Below are 20874 nucleotides of genomic sequence, written 5' to 3'. Positions count from 1 at the left end.
GGCGCACACAGCGCCCAGCGCCGCCGCGGCCAGCGCGCCGATCACGGCCTGGCGCTCGCCTGGCCGCCCGCGCAGCCAGCCGGCGGCCAGCACCAGCGGCCCGGCGGCGACCAGCGCCTCGGCCAGAAAGGCGGCAATCCAAAGCCCGGCGCCCGCAAGCCCTGCCGGGGCGTTCAGGTGCTGGAACAGCGTGAGATTGAGGGCGAGCAGCGTCGGCATCGGGATCCTGCGAGTCTGGCGATGCGACAAGGATAGGGCGCGGTGGCTTAAGAAACTCTTAAGGGCGGTGCCACTGTCACGCCTCGCCTTGACCATGCCGTGCTTGTTTCAACCTTTGCGTCACGGGCTTCCGCCCCGTGTAGCCCGAGGCCAAGGTGCTCATCGAGCGCAGGCCACACAGTGCCCATCGCCATCAACCTCCGGCCAGGCTGGGAGCGCAGGTCCACTGTGATCAATCACAGTTTGCCGCCAAGCTGTTCGTGCATACAATCGCAGCAATTCCACCGCTGAAGAAATACGGGCGCTCCATGCCGACCTCCGGCCGCAAGCTGAACGCAGTCTTGAACGCAGTTCCATCCCGAGCAGTCGCAGGGGCGGTGGCGGCGTGCGCGGTCGCAGCCGATTTCAAGACGCCGGCCGCTACGACGGTTGACGGCTACACGCCCGAGCCGCCGCCAGCCCAGACCTCTCCTGCCGCCACTCAGAGTTGTTCCCCGCGGGCAACGTCTTCTGGAGGCTGGCCGGCCAGGTCGCACAAGCTTTCTTTGCCGGTGGCACGCTCAATCGCTTGCATGGCGCGTCTCCAAATCCTGCTCGTCCTATGGGTCGATTTCCAAGGCTGCAACCCGCGCATCCAGCTTTTGCGGATTCTCACGCTGTCGTACCGACGAGCACGCCAGACGTGCTTTACCCGAGCATTCCCTGTCACGCTGCGGCGCTACTGCACATTCGGCTATCCCATGATCCTGATGGAGGCGACCGCGCTTTAACAGCATTCCTGCAATCGGCTTGGCGCAAGCTGCATACGCGCAGTCGTCGTTCCCCGCGTTGTCCGCGTTGCAATGCCGGTTTAACTCGCTATGACGGCGTGGATACCAGTGGGTTGCCACAGTTCTTCTGTCATCACTGTCAACGCCGATTTAATCGATTGACCGGCACTCCGATGGCCAGGCTTAAATCGCCGGATAAGGTGTGGACGTATTTCCACCTCCTGTCGAAGCCCATTTCGGTTGCCGCATGTGCAAGGCAACTCGACATCGCGCACGAAACGGTATTGAACTGGTCGTTGCAGACGCGCTTGTGGTTGCTTGCGTTGGATCCCACCGGAACCTGGGAGCGCCGCGTGCAGCTTGGCGTGCGCTATGCGGTGGCACCGTCCAGCGCGCTGGAAAGCCCAGTCTTCCCGTCGCAGGGCTGCAGGTGTGCTTTGGCAAGGGACGAAGGCGCGTTTCAAGGCGGCGCGGACAACGGGCCCTTGTTAATGCGGGTCTGCCCGCTATGTGAGCGGGCGCGTAGCCTCGCAAACAAGTAGCAGGACAATAAGAAAGGCGTCGTCGTGGTCTCCGGCCGGTGGCCAAGCCCGCTACTGCACCCGATGTCACGAACACGTTGGTGCGCAGGTAGTACTACCGTTCATACACGATCATTGCGCCGACTACGAATGGCGAGAGCAAGCGGGCGCCAACGTAACGAAGGACCGCAACGTATGTGCGACAGGGTCATCCCTTGTGCTTGAAAGATAATTCTTTCAAACACGCTAGTCTCTTGCGGCACCTCCCCACCAGACACGGATCGTTTCGGTCATTTTTACCGCGGACTATTGACGCAATTCTCTGTCAATTTAATTAGATTCCGTCATCGCTTGAAAATGGTCAGGGGTAGCTTACGCCTAAGCGAGTGAAGCTCGACGCATTAGGGAAATTCCGGGGCAACAGAAAGCTCCCTGCAATGGATTGGAAAGCTCTTTGTAAGATGCCCCTGTCATAAATGCGCAGACTATATGTAGGGAGCGTTTTATGTATAAGAAACCAACTAAAATAAAAGTTGGTGCAGCCGTATTTCTGGTGTGTGCTTCCAGGGTTGCGTTTTGTGTCGAGCTGAGTGGAGACACCAATCCAGTGCCGCTCGTGCCGGCAGCGACGAAGCCAGTGCCAGCCAGCAGCACGCCAGCCACTGGATGGGACCGGTCAGTCCCGGGGACGCGCGCGCCTGACGCGTCCGAGACTTCTCCGGCCACGACGGTCAGTGAGGAAGAAAAGACGAAGGGTCTCGTCGGACCGGGGTTCTCCTTGTGGGAGTTGTCGGAAGAGTTGCGCGCCAGCAACCCGCAACTGATCCAGGCTCGCTCGCTGTATATGGCAGCGAAGGCCACAGTGCCGCAGATCGCCGCCCCCAACAATCCGCAGGTGGGGTTCATCTGGAGCAACCTGCCCAAGAACAGTCCGCTGGCGCTGGCGCGCGCCGAGACCTTTAGCTATACGCTCACGCAGTCCATCCCCTTTCCGGGCAAGAAGGCACTGGCCGCCGATATCGCCAACACGCAGGCAGAGTCCATCGACGCGCAGCGCGACGCGCTGTACCTGCAACTCTATGCGCAGCTAAGCACGACCTACTTCCAGGCGCTGGCGCAGAAGGCACAACTCGATGTGTTGCACCTCAATCTCAAGCGGCTGGAGCAGGTCAAGCAGGTGGCACGCATCCGCTACGCCAACAATGCGGCGGGCTATGTCGACTATCTGAATGCACAGGTGGCCCAAAGCAGCGCGCAGAACGACACCTTTGGCCTGGAACGCCAGTACGACAACGCACTCAAGACCATCAACACGCTGATCGGCAAGAATCCCGAGTTTCCGCTCGAATTGCGCCAGGACGCCAGCGCAGCACGCTTGCCGCCCACGCCTTTGCCCGAACTGGAGGATATGGCGCTGCGGGAGCATCCCAATATCCGTGCCTCGCGCTTCCAGGTGGAAGCGGCCGAGAAAGGCGTGCGCCTGGCCCGCAAGGCCTATCTGCCCGACTTCCAGATCGTTGGCACCTTCAACGGCAACAACCCGCCACTGGGCTTCAAGCCGGCCAGCTACGGCATCGAGTTCGACGTCATCATTCCGCTGTTCTTCTTCACCAAGGAGAAATATGGCGTGGATGAGGCCGTGGCCAACAAGGTGGCGTCCGACGCCAATCAACAGTCGGTAAGTCAGCAGACCCTGCTGGCGGTGGACACCGCGCACAACAACCTGCGGCAGTCGGTGAACCAGGCCGAGTTCCTGCGCCAGCGGCAACTGCCTGAAGCCCTGACAGCATACAAGATGGCCTTCACCAACTACGCCAATAACAATGCCGTCTTCACCGACCTGCTCACTGCGAGCTCCGCGCTCAAGAATGCCGAACTCGCAGTAACACAAGCCGAGTCCGAAGCACGCCAAGCCTACTACACGCTCGCCGCCGCGGTGGGCCGGGACAAATTCTGAAGGCCGTCGGGCCTGGAACCTATGAACAAGAATCTAATGATTAGCGCCGGCTTCGTGGTAGTCCTCACCGCCGGCATCTGGGGCGGAAGAAACTGGGCCCAAATGCAGCAGCCCGACCAGCGTGGCAAGGCGGTCGAGTCGGTGCAGGCTGCCTCGTCCTACGCCAACCCCGAGGCCGCCAGGCCGCGCCCCGTGCCATCGCTGCTAAAGCTGCCTGATGGCGGCTTCGACCCAAAGGCGGTCAAGTCCGTGGTGTTCAGCCCGCAAGCCGTGACGATCGACACGCCCACGCCCGGCAAGCTGGCCTACAACGTGCAGCAAGCCAAGCTGGCGTCCGCGCGCGTGGCCGGCCGCGTGGAGCGCATCCTTGTGTTCGAGGGCGCCGTAGTCCATGCCGGTCAACCACTCGCCGAGCTGTACTCGCCCGAATACATCGCTGCGCAAAATGAGTTCCTGCTTTCGCACAACGCCTATCACACCTTGAGCAACAGTGACCTGAAGGAGTTGGTGGATGATGCCAAGCTGACCATGCAGTCGTCCGAGAACAAGCTGCGTGTGCTGGGCGCGTCCGCCGAGGACATCGCGCGCATCCGCGAGCGGGGCACCGTTTCCGACACCTTGACCGTCCGCGCGCCGATCGGAGGCACCATCGTCAAGCGCGACATGGATCCGGGCTCCTATCTCAATGTCGGCGATTCGCTGATGAGCGTCATCGACACGCGTTCGATCTGGTTCACTGGCAATCTCTACGAAAACGATATCAAGAATGTACGCCTGGGCCAGACCATCGAGATTGAAACCCCGGCCTATCCAGGACGGCACTACCGAGGGCGTGTCAGCTTTATCGCGCCCAATGTCGACGCCGACACCCATACCCTGCAGGTGCGTTGCGACGTGCCCAACCCGGACGGCACGCTGAAGCCCGAGATGTATGCCACAGCGCGCATCGTCACCGGCAGCACCCAAGCCCTGGTGGTGCCGCAATCGGCCATTGTCAAGGACCAGGGCAAGCTCTACTTGATGCTCCAGCCTGACGACAGGCACATCGAGCGCGTGCCCGTGCAAGGCACACCGCTGAGCGACGGCACCTTCCAGGTCACCGACGGCGTGCCGGCGGGCGCGTCCGTGCGAGTGGTGACGCAGGGCGGCATGCTGCTCAACGAAATGCTGCTCAAGCAGGAGGACTGAGATGGTCTTCTCGCCCATTAGAAGCGTCCTCAAGCGGCGCCTGGTTATCGTCTTCCTGGCCCTTGGCCTGCTGGCGGCCGGCGTGCTGAGCTTCTTGCGGCTGCCGCTGCAAGCGTATCCCGGCGTGGCGCCGGTGACGGTGCAAGCCATTACGCAGTGGCCCGGACGCAGTACAGTCGAGGTAGAGCAGCAGATTACGATCCCTGTGGAGAACGCACTGGCCAGCGTGCCCGACGTGCAGTCCTTCCGCTCGGTTTCGCTGTTCGGGCTGTCGGTGGTGACCGTCAAGTTCAAGGAGGGCGTGGACAACTTCAAGGCGCGCCAGAACTTCGTCACCTACCTGTCGCAGGCCAACCTGCCAACTGGCGTTCAACCCAACCTGTCGCCGGACGGCGACGCCACCGGCGAGATCCTGCGCTACCGGATCGAGGCCAACGGCGTTGACGTGACCACGCTAAAGACCTACCAGGACTACAGCGTCTACAAGGAGATCAAGCACGTTCCTGGCGTGGCCGACATCACAGCGTTCGGCGGCATGGTCAAGCAGTACCAGATCGTGCCAACGCCCGAGAAGCTGCAGGCCTACGGACTCTCGCTCAAGCAGGTGGTGGATGCGGTTTCCAACGCCAACGCCAATACCGGCGGTGGCCTGATGAAGTCCGGCGAGCAGCAGTTCGTGGTGCGTGGCGTGGGCCTGCTGCAAACGCTCGACGATATCCGCAACGTTACCGTCTCCGTATCCCAGGGCGTTCCGGTGCGCGTGCGCGATATCGCCGTGGTCCGGGTGGGCAACACCCCGCGCCTGGGCATGGTGCAGTTCGACCAGCACGACGATATCGTCGAAGGCATCGTGCTGATGAAGCGCGACGAGAATGCCACCGAGGTGCTGGCACGCGTGCGCGACAAGATTGCCGAGATCAACCAGAACGTGCTGCCGAAGAATATCCAGGTCAAGACCTTCTATGACCGGCAGAACCTGCTCGACATCACCATGGGGACCGTCGAACACGCGCTGTTCGTCGGCATCTCGCTGGTGCTGATCGTGCTGTTCATCTTCCTCGGCAGCTTCCGCGCTGCGGCGGTGGTGGCGGCGGTGATCCCACTGGCCTTGTGCGTGTCCTTCATCAATATGGACCACTTCAAGGTGCCGGCCAATCTGATCTCGCTGGGGGCAATCGACTTCGGGTTGATCGTGGATGCCGCGGTGATCGTCATGGAGAACATCATGCGCCACCTGGAGGAGGGCGAGAGCAATGTCGCGGACGGCATCGTCAAGGCCACCAGCGAAGTCCAGCGCGCCATGATCTTCTCCACCGGCATCATCATCGTGGCCTATTCGCCGTTGTTCTTCATGGGCGGGGTGGAGGGGATCATCTTCAAGCCGATGRCATTCACCATGGGCTTCGCGCTGTTGGCGTCGATCGTGCTCGCGTTGACTTTCGTGCCGGCGGTGACGTCCTTCGTATTCCGTGGATCGCTGCGGCCGCATTCGCCGAAGTTTATCGCGGTGATCCTGAGCGGCTACAAGCCCCTGCTGCGCAAGCTGTTGAGAAAGCCCGGCCTGGTCTTCCTGGCCGCCTTCGTCGGCCTGGCCGGCACGCTGTACAGTTCGCGCTATCTCGGCACGGAGTTCCTGCCCACGCTGGAGGAAAACAATCTGTGGCTGCGCATCACGCTGCCCAACACCGTTGACCTCGACTACTCGGCTTCCATCGCGCGCGACCTCCGCGGCTTCTTCCGCGATCAGCCTGAGGTGAAAACCGTGTCGGTACAGATCGGACGCCCGGATGACGGCACAGATTCCACCGGCGTGTTCAACCAGGAATACGCGCTCTACTTCAAGCCACCTGCCGACTGGCCCAAAGGCGCCACCAAGCAGCAGGTGGTGGAACGGCTGAGCCAGCACCTGAATCGCATCCCAGGCATCGAGTACAACTTCTCGCAGTACATCCAGGACAATGTGAACGAGGCGCTGTCCGGGGTCAAGGGCGAGAACTCAGTGAAGATCTACGGCTCCGACCTGGTGACGCTGCAGGACAAGGCCAGGGAAGTCGAGTCGATCCTGAAGAAGGTACCGGGACTGGCCGACGTCGGCATCTTCAAGGAACTGGGCCAGCCCACGCTGAACATCACGGTTGACCGCGAGAAAAGTGCACGCTTCGGCATGAACGTCAACGACATCCAGTCGGCGGTGCAGTTCGCCATCGGCGGCGATGCGGTGACCAACATTCTGGAAGGCGAGAAGACTTTCGGGCTGTCGGTGCGGCTGCATGACCAGGCGCGCAACAACCCGGATGTCATCGGGCGCCTCCTGGTGGATACGCCTGACGGTCAGCGCATACCGCTGTCGATGGTGGCCAAGGTGGAAGCCACGGATGGCCCGTTCTTCGTCYACCGTGAAACCGGCAAGCGCTACATCGCCATCAAGTTCGGCGTGCGCGGGCGTGACCTGGGCAGCGCGGTGGCCGAGGCGCAGGAAAGAGTGAACAAGGCGGTGACACTGCCGGCAGGCTACAGCATCTTCTGGGACGGACAGTTCAACCAGATGAAGATTGCGCAGAAGAAGCTGGCCGTGATCGTGCCGCTGACCATCCTGGTGATCTTCCTGCTGCTGTACAGCACCTTCGGCAACTTCAAGGATGCGCTGATGGTAGTGCTGAACGTGCCATTCGCGGCAATTGGAGGTTTGCTGTCACTGCATATCGCCGGCGAAACCCTGTCGATCTCGGCGGGCATCGGCTTCCTGTCGCTGTTTGGCATTGCGATCCAGGACGGCGTGATCCTGATCTCCTACGTCAACCGGCTGGCGCAGTCCGAAGATTTGCACGAAGCCGTGGTTGAAGGCGCGGCGCTGCGCCTGCGTCCGGTGGTGATGACCGCCATGCTGGCCGGCCTGGGCCTGCTGCCAGCGGCGCTTTCGCACGGCATCGGATCGGAAGCGCAACGCCCGCTGGCGCTGGTGATCGTGGGCGGCATGGTGACCACCACGCTGCTGACGCTACTGGTGCTGCCCGTGGTATTTGCTTGGGTCAATCGCCATCGCGGACGTAAGGGCGGGCCCCATGCAGCCTCGCTGACGCCGGCCGAAGGCGTCTGAATCTGAATTCACCATCGGCCGGTGCGCGCGAGGCGTACCGGCCACAGAAGAGGAGATTGTCATGACCAGGGAAATGCGTGTCCTTCCCATGCTGCTGGCTACCGTATTTTGCTTCTGCCTCGGCGCGACTTTCAGCGCGACGGCGAAGACCTCAAGCCAAGGCAAGCAGCAGGCAGCAAAACCGTCAAAACAGCAGAACCGGAATTCCGTCCTTCCCGCCAACACCCGGCCCTAGCATTCGCCGGTCTCGCAAAACGCGTGCAGTCCGTTCGAGAGCTTGAAAGAAGTAAGCCCTGCAAACCAAACACGTTTGCAGGGCTTTATCACCGATTGCGGTAACGAAGCTTCGATCAGCTCGATTAAGTGTCTATTGAGGTACCCGCACAACCTATGCGGGCGGATTATTTATTATTTCTGGCAAAGGCTACCATCGCACTTTAGTCCATTGCAGCAATTGTTGTCCTTGCCGCACAGTTCGTTCTCCTGTTTGCAACTGTCTGCGGTCACTGTCGAAAATGGACCTCGCTTGATTGTACTTGCCAAGAACAAAGGAAGCCGTGAATCGACATTTTCGCGATGTGCTTGGGATATGGGCGGCTGGCGCGGTGCTGGGCTTGGTGGGGACTGTGCGAAGCTACTGAACGTGACGCTAAGCGTCGACAGGGCCACGCACAAGAGGATTCGGTTGCGCATATTATTAACTCCATTTTATTGCCAGATATGATTCCCCCGGTACGGCCCAGCGTAGGAAAAGGCATTAGGAATTGCAAGACAGTTCTGCGACTCGGATAGTCGCCGCACCACTAGTGGAAATCGGAGAGCGACGACGACGGTTGCCACTTGGAAGCATTGGCTCGCGTGGGAAATGGAATCCCCGCGGCACCGCGGTCCGCCTGGCGCTGGAGCAGGCGACGGATGGTCTTTTCGGCGTGACGGCGAATTTATTCTGGATCGGCTCTTCGCGGAAATCGACATCGATGTCTGGTGACGCGCCGCGTTCCCAGGAACCTTTAAAAAGCGGAATGCCTCCGCATCACCGATCCGCAGCCGCACGCCGGCATGCAACGCCAACCGCGATTCACGGGCGAAGCCGACTGGCGCGGCCGCGCGTTTCAGATATTTGCCAGGCAAGCAGCCCCGGGAGGAAGATGATCAGGTCCCGGATGCGGCGTGCACCCGCCAGGGCAATGCAGGTCGCGGGATCAATACCCAGTGCGGTACCAATCACGACAAATCCCCCTTCCTGAACCCCGAGCGCCGCAGGTACAAAAAAGGCTGCGCTACTGAGTGCGTGAATCAGAGCTTCGAGCACCACGGCGTCCACAACGCTTACCTGTGCCCCAAGGAAATGCAGCGCCAGCCAAAGCTCCAGCGCGGTCGATATGTACTGGAGCGGCTGCCAGAAGAATAGAAAGCGGAAAATGATCGGCCGGCGGCGCCAGATCAGCTTGATCGACTGATCGATCCTTGCTGGCTGACCTGTCAGCGCAGCAATTTTCCCGCTGGTAATCTTGCTGAGCACACGGCCGAGCCGTTCAAACGGGCTTGCGTGCTGCACCAATGCAAACAACACAAGCAGCGGCAGAAGCACCACCACGCCCCAGGCGAGATTGCCGGCGAGCTGGAAGGCTTTCGAGTCGGAATGCGCCGTCAGCAGGAAGCCGATTCCGACCATCGTAAATATCAGCTGGCTGATCAAGGTGAGTTGCATATCCACGATCAGGCTTGCYGATGCGGTCGACGACCGCAGTCCCCATTGCCGCATCAGGCGGAAGGAAACAATCTCGCCTCCCACACGTGCAACTGGCAGCAAGCTGTTCACAGACTCTCGAATCCAGACAAGGCGCAACATCGAGCCAATCCCCGGGCGTTTCGCTTCCAGAACCAGCGTTCTCCAATCGCACGCGTTGCACAGCATGGGAAGCCAATGCACAAGCCCGGCGAGAATCAACCCGCCTCCCGCTGTGCGCATCAATGAGAACACCTCGGTAGGGTCTTCGTGCCAGACGAGCCCAAGCGCAGCCAGCAAACCGATAAGAGCGGTGATGGAACCGAGATATCTCATGATACGAATATCAGTCCTCTTTGACGGGACGTAGCAGACCACTGCCACTAACCTCGAAGCTGTTTTTTGCCAGTGGCGAGATGACCCGCCTTGTCGAGGCTAATGAGCCATCTTGGAAAAATCAACTGTTATAAATACGAGGCTCAGGATAACCATTCTTATTCGCGTTTTCAACCAGCCTTCGAGTTATCCGCCAGCCGGGACATCGCGATGTGTCGCAGGTGGAGAAAGCAGCATGTGCGTATGCCATTGCTCGCTTTGTCGAGCCATCTGTCCGAGAGCAGGCTTTCCGGTACTCGACTTGGAACTGCATTTCCATCTGAGAAACCATTGCGATGACGATTGGCGGCGGACGGCCGGCAGCTGCAGAGCGCGTGTTTGCATCGTACTCTGCCGCCCCACATGCCGCTGGCGCCGCGTTCAATTCCAGAGGGATGAACTCCGAAAAAACTTCGCGGCGTCGGGAATAAATCGCGGTGTCAGGCGGTTTTACATGGGCCTGGGACCGGAGAGCACCGTGATCGCAACCGACAAGTCCAGCCGCTTCGCAAAAGTGGCGTTGCCGCATCTGGACGCGGCCTATAACCTGGCGCGCTGGCTAAGCGGCAGTGCAAGCGATGCGGACGATATCGTGCAGGATGCCTACCTGCGTGCGTTCCGGTTCTTTGACGGCTTTCACGGCGACAATGCGCGCGCGTGGCTGCTGGCCATCGTCAGGAACACGTGGTTCAGCGAATGGCGCAGGCGGCACAATGCAGCGGATAACACGCCGTACGACGAAGCGCTGCATGGCGACGAGCGATTGCCGGGGTGGATCGACGATATCGGCAGCAATCCCGAAACGCTAGCGGTGCGCCATGGCGATGTGGAACTGGTGCACCGCGCGCTCGAACAGTTGCCGGTCGTCTATCGCGAAGTGCTTGTCCTGCGGGAGCTCGAAGACATGAGCTATCGCGATATCGCCCTGGTTGCCGACATTCCGATCGGCACCGTGATGTCGCGCCTGGCGCGCGCACGTCACCTGCTCTGCTCTGCGGTGCGCGCCGAGCAGGCGAGGGTGCGCGGCGGCATTGACGGCATCGCGCCCCGGCCGGTGCCGGTGCGGGGTCATTCGACGGGAGCGAATCATGAATGATGATGCGATGGAAAACTCGCTGCACGGCATGCTGCATGACGGATCGCTCTATCACCGTGCACCGGCGCATCTGCCTGCGCGCGTGCTGRCCGGGCTGCCGCGCGAGGCGCGTCCCCGCATGGCCCGCTTCGCATGGCCCGTGCTTTCCGCTAGCGGCGTGCTGGCGTGGGCCGGTGGCGGCCTTGCCGGAGTGGCGGCCTCGGCGCTGGTGTTCGGCACGCTCATTCTGGTGCAGCCGCCGCAGGCCGATGCACTGAGGCAGGCGATCGTATCGAGCCATGTGCGCGCGCTGTTGTCGCAGCATCCGATCGATGTTGTATCGACCGACCAACACACGGTCAAGCCGTGGTTCAACGGCCGGCTCGACTATGCGCCGCCGGTCATCGACCTTGCGACGCAGGGTTTTCCGCTGGCAGGCGGTCGGGTGGACTATATCGACCGCCGCACCGTTGGCGTACTGATCTACCGCTACCAGAACCATCCGATCGATCTCTACATCCTGCCGGCAACGAGCGGCGCATTGGCAGCGGCAAGCTTTTCCACTGACGGATACGCGATTGCCCGCTGGCACCAGGACGGCATGAACTTCTGGGCCATCACCGATGCGGAGCCCGCGCACCTGCATGCCTTTGTTCAAGCGCTGCGAGCCACGCAAGGCGAGCAGGAATAAACCGGGCGCGGCCAGCGTTCTACTGGTGCACGGCGCACCGGTTCCGCAGGGATCCTGGATCGCCACGGAGACAGAGCGTCGTGCAGCACCAAGGCACAGCCTCCGTGGCGACACGCTCTGTGCCGCGGACCCTGGACTTACCGCATCTGGAGATTGTCATGAAATTCCTCATCCCGCTGGCTGCCGCCGCGCTGGCATCCTTCGCAGGCCAATCCTATGCCTTCGCCGGTCGCACCGACAATACCTGCGCCGACTGCAATACCCACGTTGCCGGGCCTCGCGATCCGTTCACGAACGGCGCGAAGACAGGCAAATTCGATGTCTTCACCGACGGCGAGAGGGTCACGGACCCGCGCGATCCGTTCACCGAAGGCGCTCACGCCTGAAATGCTGCTGTTGTGCCGCCGCCCAGCACGGTAACCGCTGTCTTTGGTTGCTGTGCGGGGTGCCGAACGGTCACGTTCTTCCAAACGGCGGCGTCACGGCTGGCCGTGCCGAAGAGCGCGTAGTCAGACCCGAGGCATCTGCGCCGCCCTGGATAGCACGCGGACACTCACCGGGTCATCGCGGCCTCGCAGGCGTGCGGACAGCTGCGGCAGGTCGGCGGCCAATACGCCGGCATGCAGAAAGACCTCTTCTGAGACGATCGCCTCGCAAGCAAGCTCTTTTGTCAACTGCTCAAGTCGCGAGGCCACGTTCAACGGGTCGCCAATCGCAGTGAATGCGACATGCTCGCGAAAACCAATCTGTCCCATTACCGCCCGGCCGCAGTGCAATCCGATGCCAAACCGGATCGTGGTCTGCAACTGCTGCTCGAGCGCAACGTTGAGTTCGTCAATGCTGGATGCTACCAGCGGCACCGCGCTTAGCGCCTGACGACAAGCGGCGGACGGCTCGCCGCTTAAGCCAAAGATCGCGAGCACTGCGTCCCCCAGGAACTGGTTTGGCACGCCGCCCGCCTGGACTACCGCGGAGCAGACCGCACTCAAGAAACGACTGACCACGAACAGACTGTCGAACGGCAGTCGTGTCGCCGCAAGCTTTGTGGAATCCCGCATATCCACGAACATGAACGCCGCGAATTGCTCATGCGGCATGACGTCCCACTGGCGCCGTTGCAGGAAGGCCGTGGATGCAGCCGGTGGCACCAGTGGCCACACGGAGAGGTCGTGGGTCGGCCGCAACTGGCAGGCGAGGCGCACTGTCTGCGAATCCGCTCCCAGCCGCTCCAGAACGCGCCGCTCTGCCTCGCCCGGCGCGGGCAGCGGTACATCGCTGAGCACGCGTACCCGGCACAACGTGCATCGGGCGCGGCCGCCGCAGGCGCTGGCATGGGGAACGCCGGCCATGCGGCTGGCCTCGAGAACCGAAAATCCGAGCGGTGCGAACACCTTTCGCCCGTCCGGATACAGAACGCAGAGGCGCCCGATCCGGCGCTCCCGCGCAGTGCGCACCAGCCGCGCTGCGAGCACCAGCAGCAGCGCGCCACCATCGAAGAGCAAGAAGTCGTTGCGCAGCTCGGTGAGCCAGAGATTCTGCGGATCTGTTCCGACGATCGCCGGCCGGGTTGCCGCTGCGCGCCAGACGGGATCTCGTGCAAGCGCGATCACTTCGCGTCCGCCCTGCAGGAAGCCTAGCAGCGCGAGCACCGGGAGCAGCACCGCGACGCTCAGCAGCACGCTCCGCCACGCCGCAAACCATGGTTTCAGCCGCAACCAGAACCAGATGCCGTAACACCCGTGCAGCCAGGCGACCACCAACAGCGTCAGCTGCACACGACCGAAGAACGGTGAGGTGATCCAGAACGAGTACAGCAACTGTGCGTAACCCTTGTTCAGGCCGAACGCGGCAAAGGCGACCCGCGTATTGACGACATGGTTGGCTAGCAGCGGCGGTATGCACAAGCCCAGGACGAGCTGCGCCACCTCACCCGGCGTCCAGTTCAGCGAGCGCCGTTCGTATAGCGCCCACAGACCCAGGAAGAAATGCGTCACCAGCGCGCTGTACAGCACGGCCGTTCCGAGCCATCCCTGCCAGATGAACTTCTGCACAAGCAGATCACGCTCCAGCCACGCGAGCGAGATATTCCCCAGCGAGTGATTCAGGAGGTGCGTCCCTACGTAAGTGAACAACACCAAGCCGGTGGCCAGCCGGACCGATCGGACACCCGCCGGCCGCAATCGTTGAAGATAGGGGAAGCGCGACATGCCGACTCTCCAGGCTCGCGATGCGCTAGTCTTGCCAGTCTTGATTACCCATCCGCCGCCGAGCCTCGACCTGGCTCCACGCGGCCGGCAGGCAAGAATCCCGAGCGCTCATCGACCCGCTCCGCGTTCCAGGATCTTGTACAGATGCGATCGAGAGATCCGCAATTGCTCAGCTGCGCGCTTCTTGTTGCCACCATGCCGTGCTATGGCATCTAGCACCGCGGCATAGGCAAGCTCGCTCATTCCCGCAGCTGGCTCGCTCGATATGCGAGGCGCGGGTGGGGGGAACGGCGGATCGTCCGCTTCGATATCCTCGTACGCTTGCGCATGCTCTTGCGCCGGCGGGTGCGCGTTTGCCTGGCTTTCCATGCCCGATGGCGTGCGTGCCGATTCGCCGCGGGCAAAATCGCCCACGCGCAGCGTACGGCCATCGCAGAATACTAGCGCTTCCTCGATGCGCTGGCGCAACTGACGCACATTGCCGGGCCAAGGCTGGCTGGCCAGGTGGCGCGCCACGTCATGGTCGATTTTTGGCGTTGGCATTGTGTTGCGCGCGCAGAAGGCGTCGACGAAGTGCTGCAGCAGCGCGGGAATATCCTCGCGCCGCTGACGCAGGGCAGGGATGCGCAACACCACGCCACTGAGTCGGTAGTACAGGTCGAGGCGGAAGCGCCCGGCGTCGATGAGTGCCGTAATGTCGCGATTGGTGGCCGAGACCAGCCGGAAGTCGACATGCTGCGCGCGGCGGCTGCCAAGGCGTTCGACCATGTGGTCTTCGAGCACCCGCAGCAGCTTGACCTGCATTTCCATCGGAATGTCCGCGACTTCATCGAGAAAGACCGTACCGCCGGCCGCGAGTTCGAGCTTGCCCGCCTGCCCTTGGCGCTGGCTGCCGGTAAAGGCACCGGGCGCGTGGCCGAACAGTTCGGACTCGATCAGCGTCGCGGGGAGGGCCGCCAGATTGAGGCTGACCAGTGGCCGCCCGCTTGCCGGATCGTGGCCGGCGCCGTGAATGGCGCGGGCCACCAGTTCCTTGCCGGTCCCGCTTTCGCCGAGGATCAGCACCGGCACGTCCAGGCGTGCCACGGTCTGGATCTCCCGGCGCAAGCGCTGCATCGGCGCGCTTTCGCCGATCAAGCCAAGTGAGGATGGTCTTTCCCGCAGGCCGTGAAACTCGCGTTGGTAGCGCGCTACCTCAGAGCGCAGTTCGGATAACTCCTTGTGCATGCGAACAAGGGCTTCCGGTCCCTTGAACATCACTTGGCCGATAGCCCCGACCACTTCGCCCCCCTCGCGGATCGGGATGCGGTTGACCACACGGCTGGCGCCGTCCAGTTGCTGCAATTGCCCGATCTCAGCCTTTCCGCTAACCACTACCTGCGGCAACCGAGAGTTCGGAATAATGTCCGCCGCCGGGCGGCCAATGCCCGCACCGGTGGCCAGGCCCAGGAATTTCTCGTGGACCGGGCTGATAAAGCGCACCCGGCCATCCTTGTCGACCACGGTGATGGCCTGGTATGGGGCGTTCAGGAAGTAATCCAGGATTGCGCCCGCGAAGGGCACCATACCCAGGAAGTCGAACAGTACCGCCTGCGTGTCGGCGTGGTGCAAGAGGATCAGTTGTTGGTCGTCGTCTTCCAGGCACAGGCCGATGTAGCGCTGGTCGACGGCTTCAACTGGGAAAAGCCTGCGGCCATTGACGACATCCGTCGCGCGTTCGCATGCAGATACCGCCGCGTCCGCGATGGCGGGATTGGCACAGACACCGATCGCCGTCACCCGGATCCCATCGCGCATCCTCACCAGGACGCCAAGGGTGATTCCGTCCATACCGGCTTTTCGTGTTTTCCCTGAGGACACTGCGCGATTCCTGTTGTGCCCATGCTGCGGACACTGTGTGTAGCCAATGCGGACATCATAACGTCGCCGAATAAGAATCTCAATGAAATCAAGGGCAAAACGCGTGTCTTGGTGTTGGCACGACTCGTGCACATTGATGTCAGCAAGGACAACACCGAATCGACAGGAGAAAACCGTGAGCTGGCAGCCTGAAATCGACGAACTGGCCTACCGCCGGCGCCTCGCCGCCAAAATGGGCGGGGAAGGTAAGGTGGAACGCCACAAGGCGGCCGGCAAGCTGACCGTGCGCGAGCGCATCGGCGAGATTGCCGACCCCGGATCGTTCCGGGAAGTGGGGGGACTCAGTGGCAGCGGCCGCTACGACAGCAACGGGCGGCTGATGGACCTCCTCCCTTCCAACCTCGTGATGGGCCGCGCGCAGGTCGGCGGGCGGCCGGTTGTGCTGGTGGGGGACGATTTCACCGTGCGAGGCGGTGCCAACGACGGCGCGGTCGGTGACAAGCTAATCCACGCCGAGAGGATGGCGCACGACCTGCGTCTGCCGATGATCCGGCTGGTCGACGGCACCGGTGGCGGCGGATCGGTCCGCAATATCGAGATCAAGGGCCACACCTTGATTCCGACCATGAAGGTCTGGCAACACGTGGTGGAGAACATGTCCGCAGTGCCTGTGGTGTCCCTGGCATTGGGCTCCGTGACAGGCATGGGGGCGGCGCGTGTGGCAGCCAGCCATTATTCGGTGATGGTCAAGGAGACCTCCCAGCTGTTCAACGAGGGACCGTCGGTGGTCGCGCGCGTCGGGCAGAACCTGACCAAGAACGAACTGGGCGGCAGCCAGATCCATACCCGCAACGGCGTGGTGGACGACGAGGTTGCCACCGAGCAGGAGGCCTTCGCGCGCGCACGCCGGTTTCTATCCTACCTGCCGGCGTCCGTCCAGGATTTGCCTCCGCGGATCGAGCCGGCCGACGATCCGGCCCGTCGCGACGAATGGCTGCTGTCGGCGATTCCGCGCGACAGCCGTGCCGACTACAAGATCCGCCCCATCCTGCAGGCCTTGGTGGATGTCGATTCCTTTTTCGAGATCGGCATGAACTGGGGTCGTGCCATTGTCACCGCCATGGCCAGGCTGGATGGCTGGCCGGTGGCTGTGATCGCCAGCGATCCGTCCTTCCATGGTGGCGGCTGGGACAGCGCCAGCGCAGAGAAATTCACGCGTTTCGTCGATATGGCCCAAACCTTCCACCTGCCCGTGGTCAACCTTGTCGATACGCCCGGGTTCCAGGTCGGCCTGGAGGCCGAGAAGGCAGGCGTCATACGCTACGGAGTACGTGCGCTGGCAGCCGTCTATCAGACCACGGTGCCCTGGTGCTCCATCATCCTGCGGCGCGCGTACGGCGTGGCGGCAGCCGGCCATCAGCACATGGGGCGGTTCAATTTCCGCTATGCGTGGCCATCCGCCAACTGGGGCGCACAGCCGATCGAAGGCGGGCTGGACGTGGCCTACAAGGCCGAGATCGAAGGCGCCGACGATCCCGTGCAGAAGCGCGCCGAGATCGAGCAGCGCGTGCGCAGCCTGGCATCGCCGTTCCGCAGCGCCGAAGCCTTTGTCATCGAAGACATCATCGACCCGCGCGAGACGCGCGCGCTGCTGTGCGAGTTCGCCAACCTGGCGGCTCCGCTGCGCGAGCCCGGCATCAGCCGGTTTGGCATCCGGCCTTGAGCAGGCCGTGGCGCAAGGCCCTTGCGCGCCCGACTTCAATGCCACCTGCGGCCAGCCTGTCGGCCCTGCCAGCACCATCACCGCTCTGCGGGCACGACACCGACATCGAAATACAAACGAGGAGACTGAATTGAAAAAAATGTTGATCGCCAATCGAGGCGAGATTGCGTTGCGCGTCCTGCGCGCCGCACGCGACCTGGATATCGGAACGGTAGCGGTCTATTCGCAAGACGACGTTGAGTCGTTGCACCGAATACTGGCCGACGAGTCAGTTGCGCTCGAGGGCGCAGGCCCGTCTGCGTACATCGACATCGCGGGCATCATTGCCGCGGCAAAAGCAACCGGGTGCGATGCGATCCACCCGGGCTATGGCTTCCTGAGCGAGCGGGCCGATTTTGCCCAGGCATGTCATGACGCCGGTATCGGGTTCATCGGCCCCGCTGTCGAGCACCTTGCGCTGTTCGGGGACAAGGGGCGAGCGCTCGAACTGGCGGCGCAGAGCGACGTGCCGGTCATGCCGGCCACGCGAGGTGCTGCATCGCTCGAGGAAATCACCCGCTTCTTTGACGAGCAAGGCGGCGCGGGYGTCGTCATCAAGGCTGTCGGCGGCGGAGGCGGTCGTGGCATGCGCGTGGTCCGTCACCGCGAGGACCTGGCGCAAGCCTATGCGCGTTGCCGGTCCGAAGCGGCTTCCGCATTTGGCATCGATGCGCTGTACGCTGAACGGCTGGTCGGTCGAGCACGCCATATCGAAGTGCAGATCGCAGGCGACGGGGCCCATGTCATCGCCCTCGGCGAGCGCGACTGTACCTTGCAGCGCCGTTTCCAGAAGCTGGTGGAGATTGCCCCCAGCCCGGTACTCAGGCCCCAGCTGCGCGAGCAGATCATCAAGGCGGCACTCCGGCTGGCGCGCCGCGTGAACTATCTGAGCCTGGGCACCTTCGAGTTCCTGGTCGAGGAAACCGAGTCGGGCGAGCAGAGGGATTTCGTCTTTATCGAGGCCAATCCCCGCTTGCAGGTCGAGCACACCATCACCGAGCAAGTCACCGGAGTCGATCTTGTGGCGCTGCAGATCGGCCTGGCCGCGGGGCGCACCCTTGGCGATCTCGGCCTGGATCCCGCTTCGCCGCCGCAACCGAGGGGATACGCGATCCAGGTGCGTGTCAACGCGGAAATGACCGACGCGCAAGGTCTTGCGCGCCCRGCGCACGGTCGCCTGGAGCGCTTCGACCCGCCCTCGGGCCCCGACGTTCGCGTCGACACGCACGGCTACAGCGGCTATGAGCCGTCGCCCAACTTCGACACCTTGCTGGCAAAGCTGATTGTGAGCAGCACGACGCCGAAGTTCGACGCCGTCGTGCGGCGTCTGCAGCGCAGCCTTGCCGAATTCCGCATCGTCGGCGTGCCGACCAACCTGAACCTGCTGCGCGCCCTCGTGCAGCGCGATGACTTCCTTGCACAGAATGTGCATACCCGACACTTCGAGCGGATACTGCCGGAGCTGGCTGCATCGGCCGAAGCCATTGCGCAAGCCGGGCACGCGCAGGAAGCGCTGCTTGGGGGCACAGCCCGCCCAACGCAGGCGCTCGCGGCGCGGTTGCCCGATGCCGAAGAGGAGGTCGGTGAAGGGCTGGTGGCAATCCGCGCGCCGCTGACCGGCCGTGTGGTGGAAATCTCCGTCCGGCTGGACGATATCGTCCAGCCGGGGCAGACGGTCGCCGTGCTCGACGCCATGAAGATGGAGCATGCGATCGCCGCGGAATGTGGCGGCCGTGTGGTCGACCTGCGGCTGGAGAAAGGCGCCCTGACGTCCGAAGGCCAGGTCCTGATCGTGCTGGAGCAGGTCGAGGCCGACGGGGTAGCGGTGGTTGCCGCCCAGCAGTGCGATCCCCACGCGATCCGTGCAGACCTCCAGCGTGTGCTGGACCGGCATGCCTACCTGGCTGATGCCGCGCGGCCGGATGCCGTCGCGAAGCGCCGCTCGCGCGGGCAGCGCACGGCGCGGGAGAATCTCGCCGACCTGTGCGATCCGGATACCTTCGTCGAGTATGGCGCACTGGCGCTGGCGGCGCAGGCGTCTCGCCGCAGCCACCAGGACCTCATTGTCAACACCCCTGCGGATGGCCTGATCACCGGCATCGGCAACATCAACGGTGAGCTGGTCGGCAAGGAGCGGGCGCGCAGTGCGGTGATGGCGTATGACGCCACGGTGCTGGCCGGAACACAGGGCAAGCGAAACCATATCAAGACAGACCGCATCGTCGAGGTGGCGCTGCGTGATGAGCTACCCCTTGTGCTCTTTGCAGAGGGCGGTGGCGGGCGGCCCGGCGACGTGGACTTTCCGTCGGTGTCCGGGCTGTATCAGCCGTCGTTTGCCGCCTTCGCCGATCTTAGCGGACATGTCCCGGTCGTCGGCATCGCCTCGGGGCGCTGCTTCGCCGGCAATGCAGCCTTCCTGGGCTGTTGCGACGTCATCATCGCCGACAAGTCCGTCAACATTGGCATGGCAGGTCCGGCCATGATCGAAGGCGGTGGCCTCGGCATCTTCCGCCCCGAAGAAGTCGGGCCGGCATCGGTGCAGTTCGCCAATGGCGTGATCGATGTTCTGGTCGAGAACGAGGCGCAAGCCGTGCGGGCGGCAAAGCACTATCTGTCCATGTTCCAGGGGCGCGTGGCGCACTGGAGCGCGCCAGACGCATTGGACCTGCGCCATGTCGTACCCGAAAACCGGCTGCGTGTGTACGACATCCGCAAAGCGATCGAGGGCATCGCGGACATTGGCACTGTGTTGATGCTGCGCGGCGGGTTCGGGGCGGGCATCCACACGGCGCTGGCTCGGGTGGAGGGGCAACCGGTGGGCATCATGGCCAACAACCCGTATCACCTCGGCGGTGCCATCGATGCCGATGCCGCGGACAAGGCGGCGCGCTTCATGCAGCTTTGCGATGCGCACGGGCTGCCGATCGTATCGCTGATCGACACCCCGGGGTTCATGGTGGGGCCCGACATCGAGGCCCAAGCCCAGGTTCGCCACGTGTCGCGCATGTTCCTCACGGCCGCGAAGCTGCGCGTCGCCTTGCTGGCAGTGACCTTGCGCAAGGGCTATGGACTTGGCGCCATGGCCATGGCGGGCGGCGGCTTCCGCTCATCGAACTTCACCGTCTCCTGGCCGACCGGCGAGTTTGGTCCGATGGGCCTGGAAGGCGCTGTCAGGCTGGGCTTCAAGAAGGAGCTGGAGGCGGTTCCGGACGGGCCCGAGCGCAAGGCGCTGTTCGAGAAGCTGGTCGCACAGTCCTACGAGCGCGGCCACGCGATCAACACCGCAGCCGCGGTGGAGATCGATGCCGTGATCGACCCCGCCCAGACACGGAAATGGATCGTCCAGGGTATCGGATCTGCCGATGTGCGCAGCCGCAGGGAGCGCCGTGCGTTCATCGATGCATGGTAAGCGCCAGACCTGAC

Annotated in this window: 13 protein-coding genes and 1 pseudogene; 10 read left to right on the top strand and 4 right to left on the bottom strand. The window is 62.9% G+C overall.

Annotated elements, in window-relative coordinates; translation table 11 throughout:
• Nucleotides 1–219: pseudogene (locus tag AC1DK4_RS34910) on the bottom strand (undecaprenyl-diphosphatase); the annotation flags it as partial.
• A gap of 883 nt (nt 220–1102) precedes the next feature.
• Here AC1DK4_RS34910 and AC1DK4_RS34905 point away from each other — a divergent pair.
• The 5 genes from AC1DK4_RS34905 (at nt 1103) to AC1DK4_RS34885 (ending at nt 7987) form a co-directional block, all read left to right on the top strand.
• Nucleotides 1103–1531 carry a DUF746 domain-containing protein gene (locus tag AC1DK4_RS34905; RefSeq protein WP_441623422.1) on the top strand — a complete coding sequence of 143 codons (429 nt, stop codon included), beginning with the start codon at nt 1103–1105 and terminating at the stop codon, nt 1529–1531.
• Between the two features lie 757 nt (nt 1532–2288).
• On the top strand, nt 2289–3467 hold the full coding sequence (locus AC1DK4_RS34900; protein WP_441643462.1) for a TolC family protein: 1179 nt from the start codon (nt 2289–2291) through the stop codon (nt 3465–3467).
• Nucleotides 3468–3488: 21 nt separating this feature from the next.
• Nucleotides 3489–4655 carry an efflux RND transporter periplasmic adaptor subunit gene (locus AC1DK4_RS34895; protein WP_441623418.1) on the top strand — a complete coding sequence of 389 codons (1167 nt, stop codon included), beginning with the start codon at nt 3489–3491 and terminating at the stop codon, nt 4653–4655.
• A 1-nt stretch (nt 4656) separates the two neighbouring features.
• A complete protein-coding gene (locus AC1DK4_RS34890; RefSeq protein WP_477132085.1) occupies nt 4657–7752 on the top strand; it encodes an efflux RND transporter permease subunit in 3096 nt (1031 codons plus the stop codon).
• Nucleotides 7753–7813: 61 nt separating this feature from the next.
• On the top strand, nt 7814–7987 hold the full coding sequence (locus AC1DK4_RS34885; RefSeq protein ID WP_441623415.1) for a hypothetical protein: 174 nt from the start codon (nt 7814–7816) through the stop codon (nt 7985–7987).
• Between the two features lie 843 nt (nt 7988–8830).
• On the opposite strand, the gene AC1DK4_RS34880 is transcribed toward AC1DK4_RS34885, so the two are convergent.
• Entirely contained in the window at nt 8831–9817 is a 987-nt protein-coding gene (locus tag AC1DK4_RS34880; RefSeq protein ID WP_441623414.1) for a lysylphosphatidylglycerol synthase domain-containing protein, read from the bottom strand.
• A gap of 517 nt (nt 9818–10334) precedes the next feature.
• On the opposite strand from AC1DK4_RS34880, the gene AC1DK4_RS34875 reads away from it, so the two are divergent.
• From AC1DK4_RS34875 to AC1DK4_RS34865, 3 genes are all read left to right on the top strand, one after another.
• Nucleotides 10335–10952 (top strand): RNA polymerase sigma factor, encoded by a 618-nt coding sequence (locus AC1DK4_RS34875; protein WP_441623428.1) that lies wholly within the window; start codon nt 10335–10337, stop codon nt 10950–10952.
• Nucleotides 10945–11622 carry an anti-sigma factor family protein gene (locus tag AC1DK4_RS34870; protein WP_477132084.1) on the top strand — a complete coding sequence of 226 codons (678 nt, stop codon included), beginning with the start codon at nt 10945–10947 and terminating at the stop codon, nt 11620–11622. Before AC1DK4_RS34875 ends, AC1DK4_RS34870 begins: the two co-directional genes overlap by 8 nt.
• Before the next feature lie 158 nt (nt 11623–11780).
• Entirely contained in the window at nt 11781–12008 is a 228-nt protein-coding gene (locus tag AC1DK4_RS34865) for a hypothetical protein (protein WP_441623411.1), read from the top strand.
• A gap of 123 nt (nt 12009–12131) precedes the next feature.
• Here AC1DK4_RS34865 and AC1DK4_RS34860 read toward each other — a convergent pair whose 3' ends face one another.
• Together AC1DK4_RS34860 and AC1DK4_RS34855 are read right to left on the bottom strand one after the other, a co-directional pair.
• Nucleotides 12132–13829, bottom strand: coding sequence for an adenylate/guanylate cyclase domain-containing protein (locus AC1DK4_RS34860; RefSeq protein WP_441623409.1), 1698 nt, complete (start codon nt 13827–13829; stop codon nt 12132–12134).
• A 108-nt stretch (nt 13830–13937) separates the two neighbouring features.
• Complete coding sequence (locus AC1DK4_RS34855; RefSeq protein WP_441623407.1) at nt 13938–15659, bottom strand: sigma-54 interaction domain-containing protein; 1722 nt, start codon at nt 15657–15659, stop codon at nt 13938–13940.
• 205 nt (nt 15660–15864) lie between these two features.
• On the opposite strand from AC1DK4_RS34855, the gene AC1DK4_RS34850 reads away from it, so the two are divergent.
• Together AC1DK4_RS34850 and AC1DK4_RS34845 are read left to right on the top strand one after the other, a co-directional pair.
• Nucleotides 15865–17412, top strand: a complete 1548-nt coding sequence (locus tag AC1DK4_RS34850; protein ID WP_441623405.1) for an acyl-CoA carboxylase subunit beta — start codon at nt 15865–15867, stop codon at nt 17410–17412.
• Nucleotides 17413–17542: 130 nt separating this feature from the next.
• Nucleotides 17543–20860 carry an acetyl-CoA carboxylase family protein gene (locus tag AC1DK4_RS34845; RefSeq protein ID WP_441623426.1) on the top strand — a complete coding sequence of 1106 codons (3318 nt, stop codon included), beginning with the start codon at nt 17543–17545 and terminating at the stop codon, nt 20858–20860.
• Nucleotides 20861–20874: the final 14 nt, after the last annotated feature.

Source organism: Cupriavidus sp. 05N38 (assembly GCF_056397345.1).
This window is presented reverse-complemented; position numbering and strand designations above follow the sequence as displayed.

Coding starts and splice junctions, on each gene's coding strand:
- AC1DK4_RS34895 (WP_441623418.1), top strand. CDS start 3,489: ATGAACAAGAATCTAATGATTAGCGCCGGCTTCGTGGTAGTCCTCACC.
- AC1DK4_RS34885 (WP_441623415.1), top strand. CDS start 7,814: ATGACCAGGGAAATGCGTGTCCTTCCCATGCTGCTGGCTACCGTATTT.
- AC1DK4_RS34865 (WP_441623411.1), top strand. CDS start 11,781: ATGAAATTCCTCATCCCGCTGGCTGCCGCCGCGCTGGCATCCTTCGCA.
- AC1DK4_RS34860 (WP_441623409.1), bottom strand. CDS start 13,829: ATGTCGCGCTTCCCCTATCTTCAACGATTGCGGCCGGCGGGTGTCCGA.
- AC1DK4_RS34855 (WP_441623407.1), bottom strand. CDS start 15,659: ATGGACGGAATCACCCTTGGCGTCCTGGTGAGGATGCGCGATGGGATC.